Raw genomic sequence first — 23,053 nt, 5'->3', positions numbered from 1 at the left:
TAATTTTAATGATTTTAAAAAAAATCATTACTTTTCAAAGAAATATTCAAAAAAAAGTGACATTTGGACGGATTTTTGTTTAAATTTATATCAACATTAATCAAAAAAATTTATTATTATGTCTTTAAATGTCATTGATTTAATTAAAGGACAATTAGGTCCCGCTTTGGTTTCACAGGCTGCATCACAGTTTGGAGAAAGCGAATCCGGTATTTCTAAAGCAATTGGTGGCTTATTACCTGCTGTAGTAGGTGGTTTAGCCAATAACGCAGACAACCCTGGCGTTCTGGATGCTATTACAAAAGCCTCTTCAAGCGGAATTTTAGGAAACTTATTAGGTGGATCATCTAATAACCCTATTATTTCCACTTTATTATCTTCTCTTTTTGGAGATAAAATAGGCGGATTAGTAAACTCCATTGCCAGTTTTTCGGGAATCAGCAACAATTCTGCAGGTTCTTTGTTAAACCTGGTTACCGGGGCTACAGTAGGCACAGTAGGAAAGTATGCTGCAGACAATAATCTGGGTGCTTCAGGTATTTCCGGCTTACTGAATGATCAGAAAGGCATTATTTCTTCTTTACTGCCGGCAGGTCTTTCTTTGGCTTCTTTTGGATTAGGAGCTGAAAATTGGTTCGGTCAGGCTAAAGAAACAGTTTCTTCAGTAACTTCTACTGCTAAAGATAACATCGCTGAAGGTGTTGCTACAGCAAGAGAAAATGTGAGTGAAGGAGCAAGAGAAATAAGAGAACAGTTTGAAAATAACAATAATAATAATCAAGGCGGAGGTTCAATCTGGAAATGGTTGCTTCCGCTTTTATTATTAATAGCAGCTGGATATTTCCTTTGGAAACAGTGTGAGAAGAAGCAAACTACTACTACAATGACTTCTACCTCAGACTCAACAGGAACACATACAGATACTGCTTCTGCAACAACATCCACTCCAGCTTCCACAGCTCCTGCAGCGAAAACCGATGAAAACATCGACCTTAACGGAGTAATGCTGAAAGGATACAAAGGAGGTATGGAAGATCAGATGATTTCATTCCTGAAATCCGGAGGATACAAGAATGCTGCAGATGACGCTGTATTGAAAGACAAATGGTACGATTTCGACCATGTAAACTTTAAAATGGGTAGCTCTACTGAATTAGAAGCTGGATCACAAGGACAGTTGGATAACTTAGTAGCTATTCTTAAAGCTTTCCCTGATTCAAAAGTCAAAATCGGTGGATATACTGATAAAACAGGAAATGAAGCTTCTAACGTAAAACTTTCTCAGGCAAGAGCCGACTTCATCAAAGCTGCTTTAGCAAAAGCAGGAGTTGGGGCTCAGGTACTTGGGGCTGAAGGTTACGGAAGTAAATTTGCTAAAGTAGACGCAAAAGCTTCTGATGCTGAAAGAGCTGCTGACAGAAAAATGTCTGTAAGATTTGCTAAATAATCTTTAGAATCAATAAAAATTGAATCCCGGAAAATGATTTCCGGGATTTTTTTATGCTATGTTTTTTTGTGTTTACATTTATTTAATTAAATTTGTTAGTCATTTCTAACATTTATGAATTTCAATTTAAAAAGCGCCTGGCGAAAAGATAAAACATCACACTCTTTATCAGAAGTTTATTCTTCTATTAAAGTCCCAAAAAATGCCAGTTTTTGGAGAAAATACTTAGCCTTTGCAGGACCCGGGCTTATGATTGCTGTAGGCTATATGGATCCGGGAAACTGGGCTACTGATATTGCCGGAGGGGCACAATTTGGGTATACCCTGCTTTCTGTAATCCTTATCTCCAATATTTTTGCAGTCGTTTTACAGCATTTATCTGTTAAGCTGGGAGTAGTAGCTGAAAGAGACTTGGCACAAGCCTGTAGAGACCACTTCAACCCTACCACTAATTTCATTCTCTGGATATTCTGTGAAATAGCCATTGCCGCCTGTGATCTTGCCGAAGTCATCGGTTCAGCAATTGCTTTAAACCTACTGTTTCATATTCCTCTCACTTGGGGAATTGTGATTACGACTGTAGATGTATTGGTAATTCTCCTCCTTCAGGCAAAGGGATTCCGATGGATTGAAAGTATTGTTGGTGGACTTATTTTTGTAATTCTTGCCTGCTTTGCCTATGAAATTGTTATTTCCAAACCTGCTTTTAATGAAATTCTTGGTGGATTGGTTCCACAAAAAGAAATCATTCAGAATCCGGCCATGCTTTATATCGCCATTGGTATTTTAGGGGCTACCGTGATGCCACACAATTTGTATCTTCACAGCAGTATTGTACAGACAAGAGATTATACCCGTGATAGAGAAGGTAAGAAAGAAGCCATCAAATTTGCAACTTTAGACAGTACAGTATCTTTGATGCTGGCATTTTTTATCAATGCTGCTATTTTAATTCTGGCTGCTGCTACTTTTCATACTACAGGAAATCAGCATGTAGCCGACATTCACGATGCTTATCAGATGCTAACTCCTATTTTAGGAGCTTCAATGGCAAGTATTGCATTTGCGATCGCATTATTGGCTTCCGGACAAAACTCAACCCTTACAGGAACTTTAGCAGGTCAGATCGTGATGGAAGGGTTTTTGAATATTAAATTAAAACCGTGGCTACGAAGATTGATCACAAGGCTTATTGCCGTTATTCCTGCGTTAATTGTTGCGATCCTTTACGGAGAACAGGGAACCACAGAATTATTGGTTTTAAGTCAGGTTATTTTATCTATGCAGTTAAGTTTTGCTGTAGTTCCGCTCGTAATGTTTACCAATGATAAGGCTAAAATGGGTGAATTTGTGAACAAGCCCTTTTTAAAGGTTTGTGTATGGATTATTTCCCTTATTATCATTGTTTTAAATGTATATCTGTTGTATCAGACGTTTACGGGAGAGCAGTAATTTGGTACGGGATACGAGGTTCGAGTTCCGGGATGTGAGAGTTAGAAGATGATAGAGTTTGATGAGTTACAAGGATATTTTGGCTATTTTCCGGAATACTAATCATGAATAATAACAAAACTCCTTTTTTATAATAATACATGATGGCTCTTCGGGTTCTTTAGAGCACATGAAAGCGATTCTGCTTATTATCGTGTTATGTAATTAAGCTAATGATGTTATTACGTCTGTAGTTTTATCTCTTTTCAATATAATCACTATCATTTTTCTGCCTTAATGTCCTATTTTTTCCTTTGGCAGAGTCTTTGTCAAACAATTGAGTAAATAAATATTGAATTATGGAAAATCAGGATATTAACGAAGAAAGCATCAATAATCAGGAAGATAACACGATTCAGAATGAGGCTACACCTCAGGACAATGTGACAACTACTCCTTCTGCTGAGGAACTTTTGGCAGAAGAGAAAGACCGTTACATCAGATTATATGCTGAATTCGAAAACTATAAAAAAAGAACTTCTAAGGAGAAAATGGAATTCTTCCAATATGCCAATCAGGATATGATAGTTTCTATGTTGGGCGTTTTAGATGATTTTGAAAGAGCATTAAAAGAAATCGCTAAAAACGGAAATCCAACTGATCTTCAAGGGGTTGAGCTTATCTATCAAAAATTCAAAAATAAACTTACTGAAAAAGGATTAAAAACTATGGAAGTAAATGCTGGAGACAGCTTCAATGTAGATTTCCATGAGGCTATAACCCAAATTCCTGCTCCATCTGAGGACCTGAAAGGGAAAATCGTAGATGTTATTGAAACCGGATATACTTTGAATGACAAGGTAATCCGTTTTGCAAAAGTAGTAACAGGAAACTAAAATTCATAAATGATAAATGATGAGTGATAATTGATGAATGTTTCACTTATTAGCTTTACAATATCTTTTATCATTTATCAACAATCAATTATTAAATTGTCATGTCAAAAAGAGATTATTACGAGATTCTTGAGATCAGCAAATCTGCATCTGCCGACGAAATAAAGAAAGCATACCGTAAAATGGCCATCAAATTCCACCCGGATAAAAATCCAGGGGATAAGGAGGCTGAAGAAAAATTTAAAGAAGCTGCTGAGGCTTACGAAGTATTAAGCGACGATCAGAAACGTGCCAGATATGACCAGTTCGGTCACGCCGGAATGGGCGGAAATGGTGGTTTCGGAGGCGGAGGCTTCGGAGGCGGAATGAACATGGAAGATATTTTCAGTCAGTTTGGAGATATTTTCGGTGGTGGTTTCGGAGGATTCGGCGGTGGTGGCGGTGGCCGCCAGCAGGTAAAGGGTTCTAATTTAAGAATCAGAATCAAGCTGAACCTTGAGGAAATGGTAAACGGAACTCACAAAACCATTAAAGTTAAAAAAATGAAGATGGCAGAAGGTGCCACTTCAAAAACCTGTCCTACTTGTAACGGTTCCGGTGTTCAGCTTAAAGTGATGAACACGATGTTTGGTCAAATGCAGACTCAGACTACCTGTGGAACTTGTCAGGGAATCGGAAAAGTTGCTGATAAAATTCCTACTGGAGCTAATGCTCAAGGTCTTGTAAAAGATGAGGAGGAAATCACCATCAATATTCCTGCAGGAGCAAGAGACGGAATTCAGCTTAATGTAAGAGGAAAAGGAAATGATGCTCCGTTTGGCGGAACTCCAGGTGATTTATTAGTAATCATTGAGGAGGAAGTAGATCAAACCATCAAGAGAGAAGGAGACAATCTTCACCAGGAATTGTATGTTTCATTTGCTGAAGCTGCTTTAGGAACGAAAAAAGAAATTCCTACTGTTGGCGGAAAAGTGAAAATTACCGTTGATCCTGGAACTCAATCCGGAAAAATCTTAAGATTGGCAGGAAAAGGTCTTCCAAGCATCGACAGCTATGGTAAAGGAGACATGTTTATTCATATCAATGTATGGACACCACAAAAGCTTACTAAGGAGCAAAAGGACTTCTTTGAAAAGCAAATGTCCAGCGGAGAAATGGTTGCAGAACCTTCCGGAAAGGAGAAAACTTTTTTTGATAAAGTAAAAGATTTATTCAATTAATATAAAAAGAGGCTTAGGCCTCTTTTTTTGTGTAAAGTGTATAGATATTCTGCACCGTACTTCTATTTTCTCACAAGGATTCAAAGTTAAATTCCACCCTTTCAACCATTTATATTCTTTCAGAGTGACAAATAGTATGTTGTAAGATTATCCAGAGAGTTTTATTTCTGTTTGAATGAAACCCATAAAAAATCCTGTATCGACATGATACAGGATTCTTTTATTCTATTTTGCTTCAATTATTTTTTTGTAGCTAAGGAATAGATTGCTTTTCCAGCCGTAAAAACAAGAACCGCAGCCAGTCCACCTACCATTCCGAAGGTGAATTCCTTCAAAATATCCGGCCATGTTGGAAGCAATTCATGTAGATAATGAATATTGTGGGCAAAAATGCCTCCTGAAACCAGAATCAGAGCAATTGTTCCTACAACGCCTAAAATTTTAATGATTATAGGCAATGCTTTTACTAAAAGATGTCCCAATGTAGAAAAGAATCCTTTATCATTACTCTTTTTGATAAGTTTAAAACCTGCATCATCCATTCTCACAATAAGAGCTACAATCCCGTAAACTCCCACCGTTGCAATAAATGATACGAAAGTAACGGTAAGAATCTGTGTAATTAACGGGTGGTTCTCCTGAATAACAGTGCCTAAAGCAATGATTACAATTTCAATGGAAAGAATAAAATCTGTTCTGATCGCTGAATTGATCTTTGCTTTTTCAGAAACCTCAGAGTCTTCATCTTCTTTGCTCTCCTCCACTACCTCATGTCCTTTTTTGGAGCGATGAAACAGGAATTCAATAATTTTTTCCACGCCTTCAAAAGCCAGATATAAACCACCCAGAATAAGGATCATCTCAATCGCAGGCTTATAGAGCCAATTGAGCAGAAACGCAATAGGAAGAATAATCAACTTATTGATAAAAGAGCCTTTGGTAATAGCCCACAATACCGGAAGTTCTCTGGAAGAAAGAAAGCCTGTGGCTTTTTCTGCATTTACAGCCAGGTCATCACCCAAAATTCCTGCTGTTTTCTGTGTAGCGATTTTACTGGTAACTGCTACATCATCCATCAATGCTGCAATATCATCTAAAATTGCAAAAAAGCCTGACGCCATATTTTAATGTTTTTTTAATCTTTGTTAAGTTCAACAAAAATAAATATTTAATTCCATTTTTTAATTCATAATATGACAATAATTTTAAGAATGATGAGAATGATAAAACACTACTCCACTTTCAATATTTCATATCTTTGTTTAAAACCTATAGAATGGATGAAAACTGGGAAATCCAATTACAGAGTATCTGGCAGAAGCTTGGGACAATAACTAACGAAGTATTTATTCAACAGATTAAAGATCATGTCCTCCTACTTTCAGATTCACAAGGCATTGCGGAGTTTGAAGTGGCATGTGCCTTTGACTCCACCGGACATGAAGAGGAAGCCGAACCGTTATACAGAGCAGCATTAGACCTGGGATTATCCGATTTACGAAGAAGAAGGGCAAGGATTCAACTAGCAAGTACATTAAGGAATAACGGAAAAATAGAAGAAAGCATCCATATTTTAAGAGAAGAAAAAGAAAACTACTCGGATGAACTGAATGATGCAGTGGATTCTTTTCTAGCTCTTTCCCTTTCTTCAGCAGGAGAATACAAAGAAGCATTATCACTAACCCTAAAAGCAATTTCAAAACATTTACCCAGATACAATAATTCCCTGAGTCGCTATGCTGAAAACTTATAACTTGCTACACAATTCCCAGATAAATTATAAAGCTATCTTCAGTTTAGTATTCAAACTCTTATAGATAATAAACTATGTACTAACAACATAAAAAAATCCGCTTACTTTTAACCGTTTTTTAAATCTGATACTATGCGCCGTCAATTCTCCATTTTAGCCTTACTATGCTCAATCTTTATGCTCAGCATATTTTGCTCTCCTTTAAAAGCCCAGACTGAAACGAATATCAGCACTATAGATCAGGAAAAGAAAAAGCAAGAAATAGACAGTATCATAAGAGCTTACACAGCTATCAATAAATTTAATGGAACAGCTTTAATCCATTATCAGAATAAAATCATTTTTGAAAAGTCTTACGGCTGGCAAAATGCAGAAAAAAAGATCCTCAATCAGAACGAAAGTGCCTACCAGATTGCTTCTTTGACCAAGTCTTTCACAGCGCTAATGATTATAAAATTAAGTGAAGAGGGAAAACTTTCTGTACATGATCCTATCTTAAAGTATATTCCCGATTATCCAAGAGGAAATGAAATCACCATTGAACACCTCCTTACCCACAGTTCAGGCATCTACGAAGTATTACAAAACAAGGAATATTTCAGCCTGCTTCACACCGGAAAAAGTATTACCAAAGATAAAGAGCTTTCTTTTTTTAAAAAAGAACCTCTGGCTTTTGAACCGGGTACTCAATTCTCGTATACCAATTCAGGATATATCCTGCTAGGAATTATTATTGAAAAAATAACGGGACTTTCTTATGAAGATGCAATAAGGAAAAATATTTTAAATCCACTGAATATGACTCACACCGGATTTAACTACTTGGCTCTGAAAAGCCAGTATAAAACAGTTCCTTATTCTTATATTTCAAATACAAGACAGGAAAAAACAGAAGTCTGGAATTCAACATTAACAGGACCTGCAGGACAGATCTACAGTACGACTGAAGACCTTTACAATTATTATAAAGGATTAAGAGACTATAAAATTGTATCCAAAGAAACATTTAAAAAAGCTGCAACACCTTATTTGAGCGGCTATGGTTACGGATGGTTTATTGATGATCTATATGGAAAAAAACTCATCAACCATGGTGGAAATATCGAAGGTTCTACAAGCTATTTTGCTATGCTTCCTGAAGAGGATCTCAGCATTATTCTTCTCAATAATATCACGAGTAAAAAATTGGAAAAAGCTGGGAACACTATTTTAGCAGCACTTTTAGATCAAACCTATACTCTTCCACAACCTAAGAAAGAAGTCACTTTAAGTACTGATTTACTTAAAAAATATGCCGGTAATTATAAACTTGCGGACGATAGTATTATTCATATTCTGTACGAAAATGGTCAGCTCTTTATTCAGAATACTACTACTCCCAAAGTGAGAATGCTGGCTGAAAAAGAGGATGTATTTTTCCTGCAGGATGATGACAGCGAAATTTCTTTCATTATCAAGAAAGGAGAAAAAGATGTTATCAGCATCAAAAAAGGACTTTCATCAAAAACCGCTGAAAGACTTTAAGTATTTTGATATCTATCATTGATAATACATCAATTTTTTTGTAAATTTAATTAATGAAAAAGTTCATTCTCAGGTATCATTTTTTTGTTATGGGAAGCATCAGTTTCCTTTTGCAATCCTGTAATACAAAATTCAGAGTTTGGGTAGGCCCTGGAGGTCAGCAGAAAATCTACAACTTAAAATATGGGGAGCATAAAAGACAAAAAATGGATGTTTTTCTTCCCAAAAATTACGCTGAAAACTCTCCTGTTGTTCTTATTGTGCATGGTGGAGCCTGGTCACTGGGAAAAAAGGAACACATGATCCAGATCCAGAAAATGCTTTTCAAAAATAAGATCCCAAGCATCAACATGAATTACCGATTGGTTTCTCAAAAGAAAAAAATCACTTATAAACAACAGCTTGAGGATATTAGCTCTGTAATTGAAAAGTTTAATTCTTTATCAGAAAAAGCAGAACTTCAGCCCAATAATTATGTTATTCTTGGTGAAAGTGCCGGCGGACATCTGGCTTTACTGTATGGTTACCAGCATCCGGATCAGATTAAAAAAATTATTTCTTTAAGCGGTCCTACCGATTTTTACAGCCCTGACTATCTGAATTCTTTTTATTCTAAATACACCTCTCCTACTATTCAAAAGGTTGTAGGGACTAAATTTGACCGTAAAAATCTTTCAGAAGCCTTTAAAGAAGCCAGTCCTATTGCCAATATCACCCATGTTCCTACTTTATTATTTCAGGGAAATCATGACTTTTTGGTCAACCAGCATCAGGGTATTGCTATGGATTCAGCGCTTACTCTTATGAATATTCCCCACAAATTTGTCTTTATGGAGAAAACAGGCCATGCACCGAGGTTCTTCAGCAAAAGAAAAAGAGACAGTATTATCTATCCGAATATTCTGGATTGGATTAGCAAGTAATCTATCCATGCCTCTAAAAACTAAATTTATATAAAAGTTAGTCACGAAATGTACAAATCTTTTTATTCGGGCATTCATGGCTAAAAAAAAGGCTATCCCGAAATGAGACAGCCTTTGTATTTTTAGTGGATTTGAATTCTATTCAAAATCCTTGTTTTCGTATTTAGAAAAGTCTTCTTTCTTTCCGAACATAAATTTGATAATCACCGGAAGTGTTGTTACCAATACAATTACAATGATAATGTATTCTAACTTTTCTTTCAGATTAATATTAAACTGCTCCATGAAAAGTTTATCAAGATAATGTCCTGCAAAGATCAAAATAAATGACCATAGAACTGCTCCTATAACGTTATCTCTTAGGAATTCTTTTTTGTCCATCTTCACAATCCCTGCAACAATTGGAGTAAAGGTTCTTACCACAGGTAAGAATCTTGCCATAATAATTGCCAGCGCACCATGTTTTTCAAAGAAATCATGCGCCTGATAAAGATATTTCTTCTTGAAAAGCATTGAATCCGGTCTTTTGTACAAAGCAGGACCTGTTTTTCTTCCAAAATAATACCCTACTTCATTTCCTACAATGGCAGCAAGCGCTACTCCGGAGGCAAGGATCGTTGTATCTAAGAAATCACTTCCTGTAGATCCAAACGTCTCTTTGATGATTTCAACGGCATAAATTCCTGAAACGAACAATAGTGAATCTCCGGGTAGAAAAAAACCTACAAAAAGACCTGTTTCAGCAAAAACAATAAATAAAATAAGCCAAAACCCTCCCATTTTAATATAAAACTCCGGGTTTAATAAATCCTTCCAGCTATTGAAATCTTCCATATATATCGATGAACAGCAAAAGTAAGTCTAAAATGTCTGAAACAAAAATTAATTATAAGATTTTAACTAAAATTTCAAATAATATTTATAGGTCGAGATCATCATCAGAAACTGCGGTACCATCGGCCATCAGGAATGCTTTAAGGAAAGGAGTCAGATTTCCGTTCATTACAGCATCCACATCCGAGGTCTCATGACCTGAGCGTACATCTTTTACCAATTTGTAAGGGTGCATGACGTAGTTTCTGATCTGGCTTCCCCACTCGATCTTCATTTTATTGGCTTCAATCTCATTTCTGGCCTTCATACGTTCTTCCAATTCCATTTCATATAATCTGGAACGTAAGAGCTGCATTGCTTTTTCTTTATTCTGAAGCTGAGAACGGGATTCTGAGTTTTCAATGATAATTCCGGTAGGTGCGTGACGAAGACGTACTGCTGTTTCTACCTTGTTTACGTTCTGACCTCCGGCTCCGGAAGACCTCATCGTTTCAAAAGATATATCAGCAGGGTTAATATTAATTTCGATCGTATCATCTACTAAAGGATAAACATACACGGAAACGAAACTGGTATGACGTTTTGCATTAGAATCAAAAGGTGAAATTCTTACCAATCTGTGAACTCCGTTTTCGCCTCTTAAATATCCGAAAGCAAATTCTCCTTCTATTTCAAGGGTAACAGTTTTCACTCCGGCTACATCTCCTTCCTGGAAGTTCAGTTCACGGATTTTATAGCCCTGTTTTTCTGCCCACATCGTGTACATTCTCATCAACATGGATGCCCAGTCACAACTTTCTGTTCCTCCGGCTCCGGCAGTGATCTGAAGAACCGCAGACAATTCATCACCTTCATTGGAAAGCATATTCTTGAACTCAAGGTCTTCAATTTTTTCTACCAGTTGTGGAAATGTTTCATCCAATTCTTTTTCTGAATCGGGATCTTCTTTAGCAAAGTCAACCAATACCTGCATGTCTTCAAACTGGGAATGAATTTCATCATAACTTTCCACCCATTTTTTCTTGGAACGAAGCTGCTTCAGAAAAGCTTCTGCAGTCTTAGGGTTATCCCAAAACTCAGGAGCCGCTGTCTTTTCATCATCATTGGCTATTTCGATCTTCTTTTTTTCAATCTGTAAATATCTATGTAAGTCTTCAATTCTGGATTGAACTTCTTTTATCTGGTCGTTGTTTATCACGATTCTTTCTTTTTTGCAAAAATAAGGAATTCTTTTAGAGTGGAAAGCTAAGAGAGCAATGTTCAAGGTTCGTGATCTAAAACTTAAGGTTTGAAGTTTAAAATTCCCAATAAAGCAAGTCTCATCTTTTAATCTTTCTTAGAACCTTTTTCTCTATCTCACATCTATTATCTCTTCGTCTATTGTCTTTTATTCTCTCTTTATTTCTGCTTCAAAATACTTTTTAAAATCATCTTTTGATTGATTACTTTCTATTTTAAAGCCAATCATTGTTAAAGCATACACAAACACCAGCATAAATATCGGAAGAAAAATGTCTATTATATCTCTTTCTTTAGCTAACATAACCAGTAAGAAAAGCATTACTAACGAACACCAACCTATCAGAAAAATGAGTACATACCACTTCAGCCTCATTTTAACCTCAATTTGTACCCTATTATTATTTTTCTGAATGATTCCACTTATATCAGGAGCAAAAGAATTCCTGTTTTTTATAATTCTATTGATTTCAAAACCGTTCTCATATATATCCCTTCGTATTCTTTGTCTGATCTTTTTCTAAAACCAAATTTTGTAGGTTCAACACAGCCGGAAAGTCTTGTGATAACTTCTTCTTCAGACAAATTGGTACTATAAATAATATGTTCAAAAGGTAAATATTTCATTGTATTTAAATTATAGTGGTAATCATTTCACCAATTTTCGGAGCCAATGCCACTCCCATTCCGGAAAGCCGTACTGCGCAAAGCTGTCTTTCTGAAAGTTTTTTTACGATTGGTGTTTTTTCATTTCCCATCGCCATAATTCCTGACCAGCGTAATGCAATCTTAAATTCCTGATTGGGTAAAATAACTTCCTGTAGGAAATTTTCTAAGTGATGCTGCAGAAACTCTGTGGTTTCAAAAGCGGTGGTTTCTTCCGTTTTAAAATCCTGATTTCTTCCACCACCTAACAACACACGGTTCCCTAGATTTCTAAAATAATAGAAGCCCTCATCATAATGAAAAGTTCCTTTTAACTTTAAGTTTTCTATAGGTTCCGTCAGGAGAATCTGTCCCCGGGCAGGCACTATATTTTCCTTTTCCAGGAATTTTGAACTGAATGCATTGGTGCAATGGATTAACTGATCGGCTTTTACAGAAATTCCCTCTGAAAAGTAGATATTCACCTTATCAGAGGCTTCTTCTATATTTTTCACTTCAGTTCCCAACAAAAACTCAACCTTCAACTCGTAGCATTTCTCCATAAGCTTCTGCAACAGTTTTCCGGAATGCAGGCTTCCTTCACATGGATTCTCAATCAGAAACTGAGATTTACCCAACCCAAATTCTTTTATTTTATTCTGTTGTAAGGAATAGGTTTCTTCAAGTCCGGTTACAGACTTAAGTTTTTCATTCACTTCGTTTATATGTAGCAGAGGTTCGTCATTATTCAGGATTTCGTAGCCGCCACTGAGTTCAAAGTCTATTTCATCGCTTTTAAAATACTGTTTGATCTTTTGAAGCCCTTCAAACCTCATTTTAACGAGATCCAATGTTTTTTCCCAACCCATCTTTCTAGAGTCACCAATTACTTCTGTAAAGCTTCCAAAGCAGGCAAAACCGGCATTTCGTGTGGAAGCCCCTAATGGAACAGCATTTCTTTCAATAATCAATACAGATTTCTCAGGAAACTTCTCCTTAATGGAAATAGCTGTCCAAAGCCCGGAGAATCCGGCCCCAATGATGATAATATCTCTTGTACGGTAAAAGGTTTCCTGTTCCCAGACGCTGACCATGAGTAATTAGTGATGAGTAATTGATGATAATGGAAGACATGAGACGAAGAGATAATAGACGGATAGATGATAGACAAAGGGGGTTGAAAAAGGAAATTATTGGATGATTACAGCTTTAACTTCTGATATTCCAACATTTCATAACTCGTACCCCGAATCTCATATCCTGCCTATTCTTCCTTTTCTCCATTGTGATGGAACCCAATTGCACGTCTGGGTTCTTCCACCACTTTATAGGTTTCGAGTTCATTTTTTAAAGCCTGAATTCTGAAACGGAATTCGTCAAAATTATTAATGATGACATCTGCCAAAAATTGGGCTACCTGATCGAGGTATTCTTCAGTGAGCTTTGCAGCGGCATCTCTTAACGCTCCATTGATAAGTTTCTGATCGATTTTAAGCTTTTCGTTTCTGGTTCTCTGATAAAGGTTTTTAATTCGTTTCTTTAAACTTTGAGTAAAATCAATCAGCATGGTATTGCTAAAGGTTTTCATTCTTGAAGCAGCATCATGCCAGAAAGGAACTTTATCTGCTTTATTATTTTTAAGGATCTTATATAACAAGGAATCTTCTTCAAGCCCTCTCGTCATAGCGTATAAAATAATCTCTGAACGCTCTGACGCATTAGGCGGGAATATGGGAATCATCACATCAAACCTTCCGGGAGCTAAAATTTCTTCATCAATTTCTGCTACAGAGTTCGCAGAACCAACCATCAGCACTCCTTCTTTTTCAAATTTTTCGATATAGTGGAGAATAAGTTCCTGAGCTTCCAGATTACAGGATGAAATATCATTCTCTGCTTTCCTTTGCATCATAATTTCATCAAAATCATCAAGGAAAAGCAGCATTTTATTTTCTTTCATCATAGTTAAAAGAAAATCACTGAAATTGATCTGATTACCGTCAATCAATGATGTTCCCAGATAATGTTTTTTCACTTCTTTGAACTGATAGCCTATGATTTCAGCAATTTTATTGGCCCAGAAAATCTTACCGCTTCCCGGAGGTCCATATAAAATAATTCCAGCTGGTTTATTGATTCCCCAGTCTTTAATCTGTTGAGGATTTAAAAATGGTTCAAGAACTGCTGATGTATAAAAAAACAGGTCTCTGTAGCCTATAAAATCTCTTTGCTGGAGGCTGGTTTTGTGTCCGAAATAGTCATATACAAATTGATAATTCCCACCCAGCTTGTTATCGATTCCATAACTGGAAATGGAAGATTTGAAAAAACCATTATCAAAAATATTAAGATTATTGTCTTTAATTGCTTTTTCTACTTTATCCTTTGGCTGGTTGATGACTTCAGCAATCTGTTCCAACGTTTTATTCTTGTCCAGATCTTTTTCATACAGCCTTAAGAAATCTACATTTTCACGGGCAAATTTTTCAAAATCCTCTTTTACTTCAAAGTTGGTACTGATGCAGTCTACCAATTCCAGATCAAAATCCTGTATAAACTGTTTTATCGCTTCTGCAGAAACATTCAGTTCTTCTGCGAGTTTAATTAGCTTCATAACTGTTGATTAATTCTATCAAATTTAATGTATTTACCATTAAATTTAAATTGATTTATGATAATTCTGTAACATTCCCTAATTTATATAGACTACTACTATGTAAAACAAAATACATGGAAAAAATTTTATCAGTAAAGAATCTGACAAAAAAATTCAAGAGAGTTGTGGTCAACAATATTTCTTTTGACGTCGAAAAAGGAAATGTTTACGGACTTCTGGGCCCCAATGGAAGTGGTAAATCCACGACTTTCGGGATGTTACTTTCAACCATTAATCCTACAAGCGGAGACTGGTTTTGGTTTGGGAAGAAAGGGACAGATCCTGAAACGTTAAAGAAAATAGGAGCCATTATTGAACAGCCTAACTTTTATCCTTATCTGAGTGCTGAAACCAACCTTAAAATTGTTGCGGAAATCAAAGAAACTCCTTACTCAAGGATTGAAGAGGTATTGAAAATCGTAAACCTTTATGAGAGAAGAAAAGATACTTTCAAAACTTTTTCTTTAGGAATGAAACAACGTCTTGCGATTGCTTCTGCCATGCTGAATAATCCTGAGGTTCTGATTTTGGATGAGCCAACAAACGGACTTGATCCTGAAGGAATCATTCAAATCCGGAATATCATCAATAATATTGCAAAACAAGGCATTACCATCATTATAGCCAGCCATCTTCTGGATGAAATTGAAAAAATATGCAGTCATGTGATTGTATTGAAAGAGGGAAATTCCATCTACTGTGGAAGGGTGGATGAGATGACGTCCAACAATGGTTATTTTGAATTAAAGGCAGACAACAACGCCCTGCTTTTAAATACCCTGAATGAACTCCAATGGTTTACTTCCATACATCAGGAAGGAGAGCTTATTAAAGCGCAGATCCGTGATGATGCATCGATTTCGGCTTCGGCCTTGAATCAAAAATTGGCAGAGAAAGGTGTTTTCTTATCTCATCTGACCAAGAAAAAGCTGTCTCTTGAATCTCAATTCCTTGAACTTGTAAAAAACACAAACTAATCATGATCAAATTACTAAAACTAGAATATTATAAAAATCTGAACTACAGACCTTTTAAAGTTTTCACACTTCTTTATTTTGCTATTCTTATCGCATTGCTTTTCATAGGTTTGGTAGATTTTGATGTTTTTGGAGGAACTGTTAACCTGAAAGAACAGGGCATTTATAATTTTCCTGAAATCTGGAACTTTACCACATGGATTGTTGCTTTATTGAAAATTTTCCTGGGACTGATCATTGTTTTTTCCATTTCACAGGAATTCAGCAACCGGATGTTCAAACAAAATACAATTGACGGATTGAGCAGAAAAGAATTCATCACTTCAAAACTGTTCACGATAAGTATTTTCACCATTTTTTCTACCATAATTGTATTTGTTATTACGATGTTATTAGGATATCAATATTCAAATACTACAGAGTCATCAAAGGTTTTCGGAGAAATTTTCTTCGTTGGAAATTATTTTGTGAAACTATTTACATTCTTCTGTTTCTTAATGTTCCTGTCCATTTTGCTAAGAAAATCAGTCTTCGTTTTTCTGGCTCTTTTTGTGTTCTGGATTGGCGAAGGAATTTTAACTGCGCTTGAAGTTTTCACAAAAGTAAAAGGAATGCAGGGCCCACAAAGAAATGAGATCCTACAAAATGACTTTTTTATCACGCATCTTTTGCCATTGGAAAGCATGTCTAATCTTATTCCCAATCCGATGATGAGGCTCAATATGGCCAAAATGATGGGTCTGAAATATGAGTTCCACTATCCTACAGAAAGCCTTATAGCCTGTTTGGTATGGTGTGCTGTTTTTATCGTTGGATCATACTGGATTCTGAAGAAAAGAGATTGGTAGATCTTAATGTTTAGAATTTAAAGATTGAATAATTAAAATATTTAAAGATTATTGTAAAGTGGTTCGATTTCGGATCACTTTTTTTGGCTTAATATTTTCATTCTGCTTTGTCAAAAACTAAGCATGAAAAAAATATACTACGTTCCCGGATTGATCAGTGCTGTACTGATTCCTATTTTATTCTGGTATTATGGAAATCAGAGGGTTCATCCACCATATAGTGTAATGGATCTTGGGCTTCCGGCGAAAGTCAGACCCAATAGAACTTTTGACAATACTTTTGAGCCTTACAGAAACTGGAGTTATAAAAAGATAATTGTCTCCCCTAATACGGCTCTGCAAAATCAGAAATTGTATGTTTCAGAACTTAAAAAGTTGCAGACAAGAAATGAGAAAGAATCTGGAATAGAATTTATCATCAACGATAATAATAGTTATCAGGATTTTATTTCACTTATTGATGCGATGACACTTTCTCATCAGGAAATGTATGGTGTCGATATGGAAAAAACAGGGCATTTTTTTGCTCTTCATGAATATAAAGATTCGGATAAAATTGAAAGAAATTATAATGATATTTGTGGAACTGAGGCCAACACTATTTATTACAGCGAAGAAAGCCATTATAAAGGCTTTGATACTTTAAAATATTTACCTGATCTTCCCAAACAGTCATTCTATGTTATTTTTGGATTTCTCATATTTCTGAATATCTCCATGCTCAGCATTAAAGAACGATTTCAAATGTGGCATTAATTCAAAAAATAAAAGGCTGTCAATTGGCAGCCTTCCTTTCACATTACTTTTTATCTAACAACGGAAGATATTTTCCGTATCCTTTTGGTTCCATTTCTGCTTTTGGAATAAACTTTAGGGAAGCACTGTTGATACAATAACGAAGTCCGCCTTTATCTTCCGGTCCATCCGTAAAAAGATGTCCTAAGTGAGCATCCCCGATTTTACTTCTTACTTCTACCCTTGTCATTCCGTGGGTACGATCCAGTTTTTCATCAATCAAACTTTTCGTAATGGGCTTTGAAAAACTTGGCCATCCACAGCCGGATTCAAATTTATCTGTTGAAATAAACAACGGTTCCCCTGTGGTGATGTCTACATAAATGCCTTCCCGGGTTTCATTCCAGTATTCATTTTGAAAAGCTCTTTCTGTACCGTTTTCCTGCGTTACATTATATTGTTCTGCAGTTAGTTTTTGCTTTAAAACTTTTTTATCCTGCTTTTGATAGGTAGTTGCTTTAGGAAGCGGGTTGGCTTTTTTAGCCATTTCAAAAAGCCCCGGTTCAATGTGGCAATATCCGCCCGGATTTTTATCTAAATAATCCTGATGATAGTCTTCTGCCTTGTAGAAATTCTTCAAAGGAATTGTTTCTACTACAACCGGTTTGCTATATCCTTTTGCCAGCTTCTGAACTTCACCTTTTATAAGAGCTTCATCGGCTTTATCTGTATAATAAATTCCTGTTCTGTATTGGTCACCCCTGTCATTCCCTTGCTGATTAAGACTTGTAGGATCAATGGTTTTAAAATACAGATCAATCAATAACTTCAAATCCACTTGTTCAGGATCATATTTTACTTTCACTGTTTCTGCAAAACCTGTTGTATGGCTTACTACTTCTTCATAGGTAGGATTCTGAGTTTTCCCGTTGGCATAGCCTACTTCCGTTCCCACCACTCCACGAATCTGTTGAAAAAAATGCTCTGTTCCCCAGAAACATCCGCCTGCAAAATAAATTTCCCTTACGTTTTTATTATCCATAATTTCCTGTTTTTCTTTTTTCACGTCTGTTTCAGCGGGCTTATTCTTTTTAAAAAGCCCACTTTCTGCAGCAAAAACTGCAATACCCAGAATAATACCGAGTACAATTAATATATTTTTCATATTTAGCTTTTTATTCATTATTGTTTATTTTGTAAAATCATGAGTCCAAATCCTAAAAGCATCAGATCCTTCAATATAAAAAAGTCTGTAACAGGAACTCCATCCACTATTTTCCACGTCCCGGGAGTGGTAAACAGATAGCTTAACGTTACCAGGAAAATGACAATCATTCCTATTCCGGCGTATCTTTTTAATACAGCAAATTTCGCACTAAATATGAGTAGTAAAGCAATGATAATTTCTATCGTTCCGATAAGGTTTGACACTGTCTGAACACTCATTACTTTATATACGAAAGAAGTTAAGAAATGGTTTTCCACCAAAGGTTTTATTGCAGAGGCTTCAGTTGGAGTAAATTTGAAAATCCCAATCCAAAGTAAGATGAGTGCTGCTCCGAAAAGAGAAATATAATACCCCAGAGTATACGTTGATTGATTTTTGCCCGATGTTTTTCCTGTTCCTATCATTTTTTAAGATTTTGAATGAATACTTTTATTATTTTCAAAAGTATAGTCGGAACAATTTCAAAATCCTGACAATTTTTTTCTTAGAAATTTAATTTATCCATCATTTTATTTTTAAAATCCTGAATTTCAGATTCATTAATTTCAGTATTCTTTTCTGTAATTGTCTTTTTAAAAATATTATCCAGTAGTTTCAGTTTTTCATTATAAACCTTACACCATTTGCAAACAAATATATGGATGCTCAACCTTCTGTTTTCTCCGGCAGAAATTGTTTGAGCATTTCGTTTTTCCATAAGCAAAGTGGCTTCAATGCATGGTAAAAACAACATATGTAGAATTTTTCTTATCATTTTTTATAATCTTGAAAACCAATTAAATTCCAGACATTCTCTAAGCTGCATACGGCTTCTTTGAAGAATCTTCCAAAGGTTAGTCGTAGAAAAATTTAATTCCTGACTCACATCAGGTGCTTTTTTTTCTTCGATGTAGTACATTTTAAGTAAAATTTTCCATCTGGCAGGTAATTCTTCAATACATTCTTCGAGGGTTTTGTTAAAATCCGGATTATCCAGAAGCTCAGATTCCGTTGAAACATTCCAATCATTTAATACATCATTATTTTTCCATGATCCTGTTTCATCAAAAAAATGATCCAATTTTACACTGGGTTCCGATTTATATTTTTTCCGGTAAAAATCTGCAATTTTTCTATTCAGAATAGCCATTAACCAAGTCAGCGGCTGGCTTTTCCCTTCAAAGGAATCATAATTGGAAAAGGCTGCAATAAAGACATCCTGAACAACATCCTGAGCATCTTCTTTATTGGAAAGCAGATATAAAGCCTTCTTCAGAAGCGGTCCGGAGTATTGTTCTATCCAGATTTTCAGGATCTCGTTTTTCATCATTGTATGTATGTTTTTTATCTTATTCAGATCTTAGCGAAGGTAATAAGTTAAATGGAGATGAACAAAAAACATTTTGGAAGCGAATGGTTTCTTGTTGGAAATGCAAGACGCAAAAGATTTTAGATAATGAGGGTGTTTTTAAGCCGCAAAGATTTTATCTCCGATAACATTGTATACTGGTTTATTGGCTACGAATACACGAATTTTTATTTATTTGAAACTATATGAACTAAGTATATTTTAAACCTTTAAGATTATTAAAGAAGTTTAGTTAAGTTAAGAAAAAATCTTCCGATTTTTAATAAGCTTTATCCTTAAAGCAAAGCTATTCTTAACTTCCCTTATCACCTTATTGAATCTAATGGTTTAAAAAAATCCAACAACATTAAAAACATTTCCTTGCACCTTAAAATATTTAGGGATGGTTCACAAAACTTTGCGTGTTAAAAAGAACATTACCAAAATATTCATTGGGATAAGAAACTATTATATCAAATATTTAATAAATCACTCCTGAAAATATCAAATATTAGATATTAAATCACCTAAAAATCTTAAATTTGCATCTTATCAAAATTTGATACTAAAAAAAGCAAAAGCAATACTATGACATCACAAGAGATACGTCAAAAATTTTTAGACTATTTTAAAAGTAAGGAGCACCTTATCGTTCCTTCAGCTCCTATTGTGCTGAAAGACGACCCTACTCTTATGTTTTCCAACTCAGGAATGACGCAGTTCAAGGACTTTTTCCTTGGCTACAAAACACCTACGGCCCCAAGAATTGCCGATACACAAAAGTGTTTAAGAGTTTCAGGAAAACACAATGATTTGGATGATGTAGGTAGAGATACTTACCACCACACTATGTTTGAAATGTTAGGGAACTGGTCTTTCGGGGATTACTTCAAAAAGGAGGCTATTGCTTTTGCCTGGGAATTATTGACTGAAGTATACGGAATTCCAAAAGAGAATTTATATGTAACGATTTTCGAAGGAGATGCATCTGAAAACCTTGACAGAGATCAGGATGCTTATGATTTCTGGAAATCTCATATTGCAGAGGATAGAATCATCAACGGAAATAAGAAGGATAATTTCTGGGAAATGGGTGAAAGCGGACCTTGCGGACCTTGTTCAGAGATTCATGTTGACTTGAGAACTCCTGAAGAAAAAGCTAAAGTTTCAGGGCTTGAATTAGTGAATAATGACCACCCTCAAGTTGTGGAAGTTTGGAATCTGGTTTTCATGGAGTTCAACAGAAAGGCTGATAAGTCTCTGGAAAAACTTCCTGCTCAGCACGTTGATACGGGAATGGGCTTTGAACGTCTTTGTATGGCGCTTCAGGGAAAATCTTCCAACTATGATACAGACGTTTTCACACCACTGATTTCTAAAGTTGAAGAACTTTCAGGAAAAAAATACACAGGAATTTTAGAAGACGAAAAAGATATTGCAATCCGTGTGGTAGTAGACCATATCAGAGCCGTTTCTTTTGCGATTGCAGACGGGCAGCTTCCTTCTAACGGAGGTGCAGGATATGTGATCAGAAGAATTTTAAGAAGAGCGATTTCTTATTCTTACAGATTCTTAGGAATGAAAGAACCTTTCCTTTATAAATTGGTTGCTGTATTACAATCACAAATGGGACCTTTCTTCCCTGAGCTTGAAAAGCAAGGAAAATTGGTTTCTGAAGTCATCAAAAGTGAAGAAGATTCATTCTTAAAAACCATTGAAAATGGTCTGATCAGAGTTGATAAATTAGTTCAACAAACCATTGCTGATAATCTAAAAGTATTACCAAGCGAAGAGGTTTTTGTATTGTATGACACCTATGGTTTCCCTGATGACTTAACAAGAATTATTGCTGAGGAAAAAGGATTAACGATTGATGAAGAAGGCTTCAAAGCTGAAATGGAAAAACAAAAACTTCGTTCAAAAGCAGATTCTGCTCAGAAAGTATACGACTGGGTTGTTTTAGAAGAAAAACCTGAATCATTTGTTGGATATGACCAGATTGAATCTGAAACGTATATTACAAGATACAGAAAGGTAGAAAATAAAGACGGTGAATTTTACCAGGTGGTATTAAGCAGCTCTCCATTCTACCCAGAAGGCGGTGGACAAGTTGGAGACAAGGGTGTTCTTGAAAACGCTACAGAAAGCTTCGAAGTACTGGAAACTAAAAAGGAAAATGGTCTTATCATTTCTTTAATTAACGGTCTTCCAAAAGATGCTGGTGCTGTTTTCTATGCTAAAGTTAATGCTACTGACAGAAAGAACTCTCAGGCCAACCACTCTGTAACTCACCTTTTACATGAAGCGTTAAGAGATGTTCTGGGAACTCATGTAGAGCAAAAAGGGTCTTACGTAGGTCCTGATTATCTTCGTTTCGACTTCTCTCACTTCAATAAGATGACTGAAGAAGAAATTGCTTTAATTGAAGAAAAAGTAAACCACAAGATTAAAGAAAGCATTGCATTACAGGAATTCAGAAGTATTCCGATTAAGGAAGCTTTGGAGAAAGGAGCAATGGCTTTATTTGGAGAAAAATATGGTGACAATGTGAGAATGATCCAGTTCGGAAGTTCTAAGGAACTTTGCGGGGGAACTCACGTTAAAAACACCAGCGAGATCGGTCTTTTCAAAATCACTTCTGAAGGGTCTGCTGCTGCAGGGATCAGAAGAATTGAAGCGATTTCAGGAGACAAATCTGAAGAATATTTTAAGAATCTTGAACAACAGATCATTGAACTTTCTCAATTGCTGAAGTCTAAAGATGTTGTAAGATCTATCGAGAAATTAATCGAGGAAAATGCCTCATTAAAGGCTGAAGTAGACGCTTTTAAAAAGGAAAAAGCAAAAGGAGAAATCGGTGACTGGAAGAATGCTTACGAACAGAAAGGCAACAAGCAGTTGTTAGTGAAAAAGACTTCTCTGGATGCGGGTTCTGTTAAAGATATTGTATTCCAGTTGAAGAGAGAGATCCCAACTTCGGTAACGATCATTCTTTCTGATGCCGATGGTAAACCAATGATTACTGTAGGAGTTTCTGAGGATCTGGCAGCAGAATATCAGGCAGGAGCTATTGTAAAAGATCTTGCTAAAGAAATTCAAGGTGGTGGTGGTGGAAATCCTGGTTTTGCTACTGCTGGTGGTAAAAACCTTGACGGATTGGAAAATGCTTACCAAAAAGCTCTGAATATTTAAAAAATAGTTCAACATATTGAAAACTCCTGAATTGTTCAATTCAGGAGTTTTTTTATTTATATTCGTTCTAATTATTGACTATTCCTTAACAAATCCTTCCTTAATCTTAAGCTATTTGTTTTCTCCCCGTAAAGTCTAATTAACACTAAACCTTTAGTTTTGTCATAATCGAAATTTA

At 35.7% G+C, this 23,053-nt stretch carries 21 protein-coding genes; 11 read left to right on the top strand and 10 right to left on the bottom strand.

The window, feature by feature from the left end:
- Positions 1-118 precede the first annotated feature (118 nt).
- From J2772_RS05285 to dnaJ, 4 genes are all read left to right on the top strand, one after another.
- Positions 119-1,447, top strand: coding sequence for an OmpA family protein (locus tag J2772_RS05285; protein ID WP_209914021.1), 1,329 nt, complete (start codon positions 119-121; stop codon positions 1,445-1,447).
- A gap of 114 nt (positions 1,448-1,561) precedes the next feature.
- Positions 1,562-2,899, top strand: coding sequence for an Nramp family divalent metal transporter (locus J2772_RS05280; RefSeq protein WP_209914018.1), 1,338 nt, complete (start codon positions 1,562-1,564; stop codon positions 2,897-2,899).
- A 338-nt stretch (positions 2,900-3,237) separates the two neighbouring features.
- Positions 3,238-3,774 (top strand): nucleotide exchange factor GrpE, encoded by a 537-nt coding sequence (locus J2772_RS05275; RefSeq protein WP_245365139.1) that lies wholly within the window; start codon positions 3,238-3,240, stop codon positions 3,772-3,774.
- A 101-nt stretch (positions 3,775-3,875) separates the two neighbouring features.
- Positions 3,876-4,994 (top strand): molecular chaperone DnaJ, encoded by a 1,119-nt coding sequence (gene dnaJ / locus J2772_RS05270; RefSeq protein WP_209914015.1) that lies wholly within the window; start codon positions 3,876-3,878, stop codon positions 4,992-4,994.
- 239 nt (positions 4,995-5,233) lie between these two features.
- On the opposite strand, the gene J2772_RS05265 is transcribed toward dnaJ, so the two are convergent.
- On the bottom strand, positions 5,234-6,115 hold the full coding sequence (locus J2772_RS05265) for a DUF808 family protein (protein WP_209914012.1): 882 nt from the start codon (positions 6,113-6,115) through the stop codon (positions 5,234-5,236).
- Between the two features lie 155 nt (positions 6,116-6,270).
- On the opposite strand from J2772_RS05265, the gene J2772_RS05260 reads away from it, so the two are divergent.
- The 3 genes from J2772_RS05260 to J2772_RS05250 all read left to right on the top strand — a co-directional run bounded on the left by J2772_RS05260 (position 6,271) and on the right by J2772_RS05250 (position 9,194).
- Complete coding sequence (locus J2772_RS05260) at positions 6,271-6,747, top strand: tetratricopeptide repeat protein (protein ID WP_209914009.1); 477 nt, start codon at positions 6,271-6,273, stop codon at positions 6,745-6,747.
- Positions 6,748-6,879: 132 nt separating this feature from the next.
- Positions 6,880-8,271 (top strand): serine hydrolase, encoded by a 1,392-nt coding sequence (locus J2772_RS05255; protein WP_209914008.1) that lies wholly within the window; start codon positions 6,880-6,882, stop codon positions 8,269-8,271.
- Positions 8,272-8,324: 53 nt separating this feature from the next.
- Positions 8,325-9,194 carry an alpha/beta hydrolase gene (locus tag J2772_RS05250; protein ID WP_209914005.1) on the top strand — a complete coding sequence of 290 codons (870 nt, stop codon included), beginning with the start codon at positions 8,325-8,327 and terminating at the stop codon, positions 9,192-9,194.
- Positions 9,195-9,332: 138 nt separating this feature from the next.
- Here J2772_RS05250 and J2772_RS05245 read toward each other — a convergent pair whose 3' ends face one another.
- From J2772_RS05245 to J2772_RS05225, 5 genes are all read right to left on the bottom strand, one after another.
- A complete protein-coding gene (locus tag J2772_RS05245; RefSeq protein WP_209914002.1) occupies positions 9,333-10,028 on the bottom strand; it encodes a DedA family protein in 696 nt (231 codons plus the stop codon).
- An 85-nt stretch (positions 10,029-10,113) separates the two neighbouring features.
- Positions 10,114-11,226: a peptide chain release factor 2 gene (prfB, locus tag J2772_RS05240; RefSeq protein ID WP_209913999.1), complete on the bottom strand. Its 1,113-nt coding sequence runs from the start codon at positions 11,224-11,226 to the stop codon at positions 10,114-10,116.
- Between the two features lie 189 nt (positions 11,227-11,415).
- Positions 11,416-11,571 carry a hypothetical protein gene (locus J2772_RS05235; RefSeq protein WP_209913996.1) on the bottom strand — a complete coding sequence of 52 codons (156 nt, stop codon included), beginning with the start codon at positions 11,569-11,571 and terminating at the stop codon, positions 11,416-11,418.
- A 328-nt stretch (positions 11,572-11,899) separates the two neighbouring features.
- Complete coding sequence (locus J2772_RS05230) at positions 11,900-13,006, bottom strand: NAD(P)/FAD-dependent oxidoreductase (RefSeq protein ID WP_209913993.1); 1,107 nt, start codon at positions 13,004-13,006, stop codon at positions 11,900-11,902.
- Positions 13,007-13,176: 170 nt separating this feature from the next.
- Positions 13,177-14,526, bottom strand: coding sequence for an AAA family ATPase (locus J2772_RS05225; protein WP_209913991.1), 1,350 nt, complete (start codon positions 14,524-14,526; stop codon positions 13,177-13,179).
- A 116-nt stretch (positions 14,527-14,642) separates the two neighbouring features.
- Between J2772_RS05225 and J2772_RS05220 the strand changes: the two genes are divergently transcribed.
- The 3 genes from J2772_RS05220 (at position 14,643) to J2772_RS05210 (ending at position 17,149) form a co-directional block, all read left to right on the top strand.
- Entirely contained in the window at positions 14,643-15,545 is a 903-nt protein-coding gene (locus J2772_RS05220; RefSeq protein WP_209913988.1) for an ABC transporter ATP-binding protein, read from the top strand.
- 2 nt (positions 15,546-15,547) lie between these two features.
- Entirely contained in the window at positions 15,548-16,393 is an 846-nt protein-coding gene (locus J2772_RS05215; protein WP_209913983.1) for an ABC transporter permease, read from the top strand.
- A 123-nt stretch (positions 16,394-16,516) separates the two neighbouring features.
- On the top strand, positions 16,517-17,149 hold the full coding sequence (locus J2772_RS05210; RefSeq protein WP_209913980.1) for a hypothetical protein: 633 nt from the start codon (positions 16,517-16,519) through the stop codon (positions 17,147-17,149).
- 43 nt (positions 17,150-17,192) lie between these two features.
- Here J2772_RS05210 and msrB read toward each other — a convergent pair whose 3' ends face one another.
- The 4 genes from msrB to J2772_RS05190 all read right to left on the bottom strand — a co-directional run bounded on the left by msrB (position 17,193) and on the right by J2772_RS05190 (position 19,665).
- The gene (msrB, locus tag J2772_RS05205) at positions 17,193-18,293 is read right to left on the bottom strand and encodes a peptide-methionine (R)-S-oxide reductase MsrB (RefSeq protein WP_209913978.1); all 1,101 of its coding nucleotides are present in this window, start codon (positions 18,291-18,293) and stop codon (positions 17,193-17,195) included.
- A 17-nt stretch (positions 18,294-18,310) separates the two neighbouring features.
- Complete coding sequence (locus tag J2772_RS05200; protein ID WP_209913975.1) at positions 18,311-18,760, bottom strand: DUF417 family protein; 450 nt, start codon at positions 18,758-18,760, stop codon at positions 18,311-18,313.
- 80 nt (positions 18,761-18,840) lie between these two features.
- Complete coding sequence (locus J2772_RS05195) at positions 18,841-19,110, bottom strand: hypothetical protein (protein ID WP_209913972.1); 270 nt, start codon at positions 19,108-19,110, stop codon at positions 18,841-18,843.
- A gap of 3 nt (positions 19,111-19,113) precedes the next feature.
- Entirely contained in the window at positions 19,114-19,665 is a 552-nt protein-coding gene (locus J2772_RS05190; RefSeq protein WP_209913970.1) for a sigma-70 family RNA polymerase sigma factor, read from the bottom strand.
- A 606-nt stretch (positions 19,666-20,271) separates the two neighbouring features.
- On the opposite strand from J2772_RS05190, the gene alaS reads away from it, so the two are divergent.
- The gene (alaS, locus tag J2772_RS05185) at positions 20,272-22,875 is read left to right on the top strand and encodes an alanine--tRNA ligase (RefSeq protein WP_209913968.1); all 2,604 of its coding nucleotides are present in this window, start codon (positions 20,272-20,274) and stop codon (positions 22,873-22,875) included.
- Positions 22,876-23,053 lie beyond the last annotated feature (178 nt).

Origin of the sequence: Chryseobacterium jejuense (assembly GCF_017877355.1) — a bacterium.
GTDB lineage: Bacteria > Bacteroidota > Bacteroidia > Flavobacteriales > Weeksellaceae > Chryseobacterium > Chryseobacterium jejuense_A.
This window is presented reverse-complemented; position numbering and strand designations above follow the sequence as displayed.

Excerpts from the sequence above, each read along its gene's own strand:
- J2772_RS05285 (WP_209914021.1), top strand. The coding sequence starts at position 119 with ATGTCTTTAAATGTCATTGATTTAATTAAAGGACAATTAGGTCCCGCT.
- J2772_RS05280 (WP_209914018.1), top strand. The coding sequence starts at position 1,562 with ATGAATTTCAATTTAAAAAGCGCCTGGCGAAAAGATAAAACATCACAC.
- J2772_RS05275 (WP_245365139.1), top strand. The coding sequence starts at position 3,238 with ATGGAAAATCAGGATATTAACGAAGAAAGCATCAATAATCAGGAAGAT.
- dnaJ (WP_209914015.1), top strand. The coding sequence starts at position 3,876 with ATGTCAAAAAGAGATTATTACGAGATTCTTGAGATCAGCAAATCTGCA.
- J2772_RS05265 (WP_209914012.1), bottom strand. The coding sequence starts at position 6,115 with ATGGCGTCAGGCTTTTTTGCAATTTTAGATGATATTGCAGCATTGATG.
- J2772_RS05260 (WP_209914009.1), top strand. The coding sequence starts at position 6,271 with ATGGATGAAAACTGGGAAATCCAATTACAGAGTATCTGGCAGAAGCTT.
- J2772_RS05255 (WP_209914008.1), top strand. The coding sequence starts at position 6,880 with ATGCGCCGTCAATTCTCCATTTTAGCCTTACTATGCTCAATCTTTATG.
- J2772_RS05250 (WP_209914005.1), top strand. The coding sequence starts at position 8,325 with ATGAAAAAGTTCATTCTCAGGTATCATTTTTTTGTTATGGGAAGCATC.
- J2772_RS05245 (WP_209914002.1), bottom strand. The coding sequence starts at position 10,028 with ATGGAAGATTTCAATAGCTGGAAGGATTTATTAAACCCGGAGTTTTAT.
- J2772_RS05235 (WP_209913996.1), bottom strand. The coding sequence starts at position 11,571 with ATGTTAGCTAAAGAAAGAGATATAATAGACATTTTTCTTCCGATATTT.
- J2772_RS05230 (WP_209913993.1), bottom strand. The coding sequence starts at position 13,006 with ATGGTCAGCGTCTGGGAACAGGAAACCTTTTACCGTACAAGAGATATT.
- J2772_RS05225 (WP_209913991.1), bottom strand. The coding sequence starts at position 14,526 with ATGAAGCTAATTAAACTCGCAGAAGAACTGAATGTTTCTGCAGAAGCG.
- J2772_RS05220 (WP_209913988.1), top strand. The coding sequence starts at position 14,643 with ATGGAAAAAATTTTATCAGTAAAGAATCTGACAAAAAAATTCAAGAGA.
- J2772_RS05215 (WP_209913983.1), top strand. The coding sequence starts at position 15,548 with ATGATCAAATTACTAAAACTAGAATATTATAAAAATCTGAACTACAGA.
- J2772_RS05210 (WP_209913980.1), top strand. The coding sequence starts at position 16,517 with ATGAAAAAAATATACTACGTTCCCGGATTGATCAGTGCTGTACTGATT.
- msrB (WP_209913978.1), bottom strand. The coding sequence starts at position 18,293 with ATGAAAAATATATTAATTGTACTCGGTATTATTCTGGGTATTGCAGTT.
- J2772_RS05200 (WP_209913975.1), bottom strand. The coding sequence starts at position 18,760 with ATGATAGGAACAGGAAAAACATCGGGCAAAAATCAATCAACGTATACT.
- J2772_RS05195 (WP_209913972.1), bottom strand. The coding sequence starts at position 19,110 with ATGATAAGAAAAATTCTACATATGTTGTTTTTACCATGCATTGAAGCC.
- J2772_RS05190 (WP_209913970.1), bottom strand. The coding sequence starts at position 19,665 with ATGATGAAAAACGAGATCCTGAAAATCTGGATAGAACAATACTCCGGA.
- alaS (WP_209913968.1), top strand. The coding sequence starts at position 20,272 with ATGACATCACAAGAGATACGTCAAAAATTTTTAGACTATTTTAAAAGT.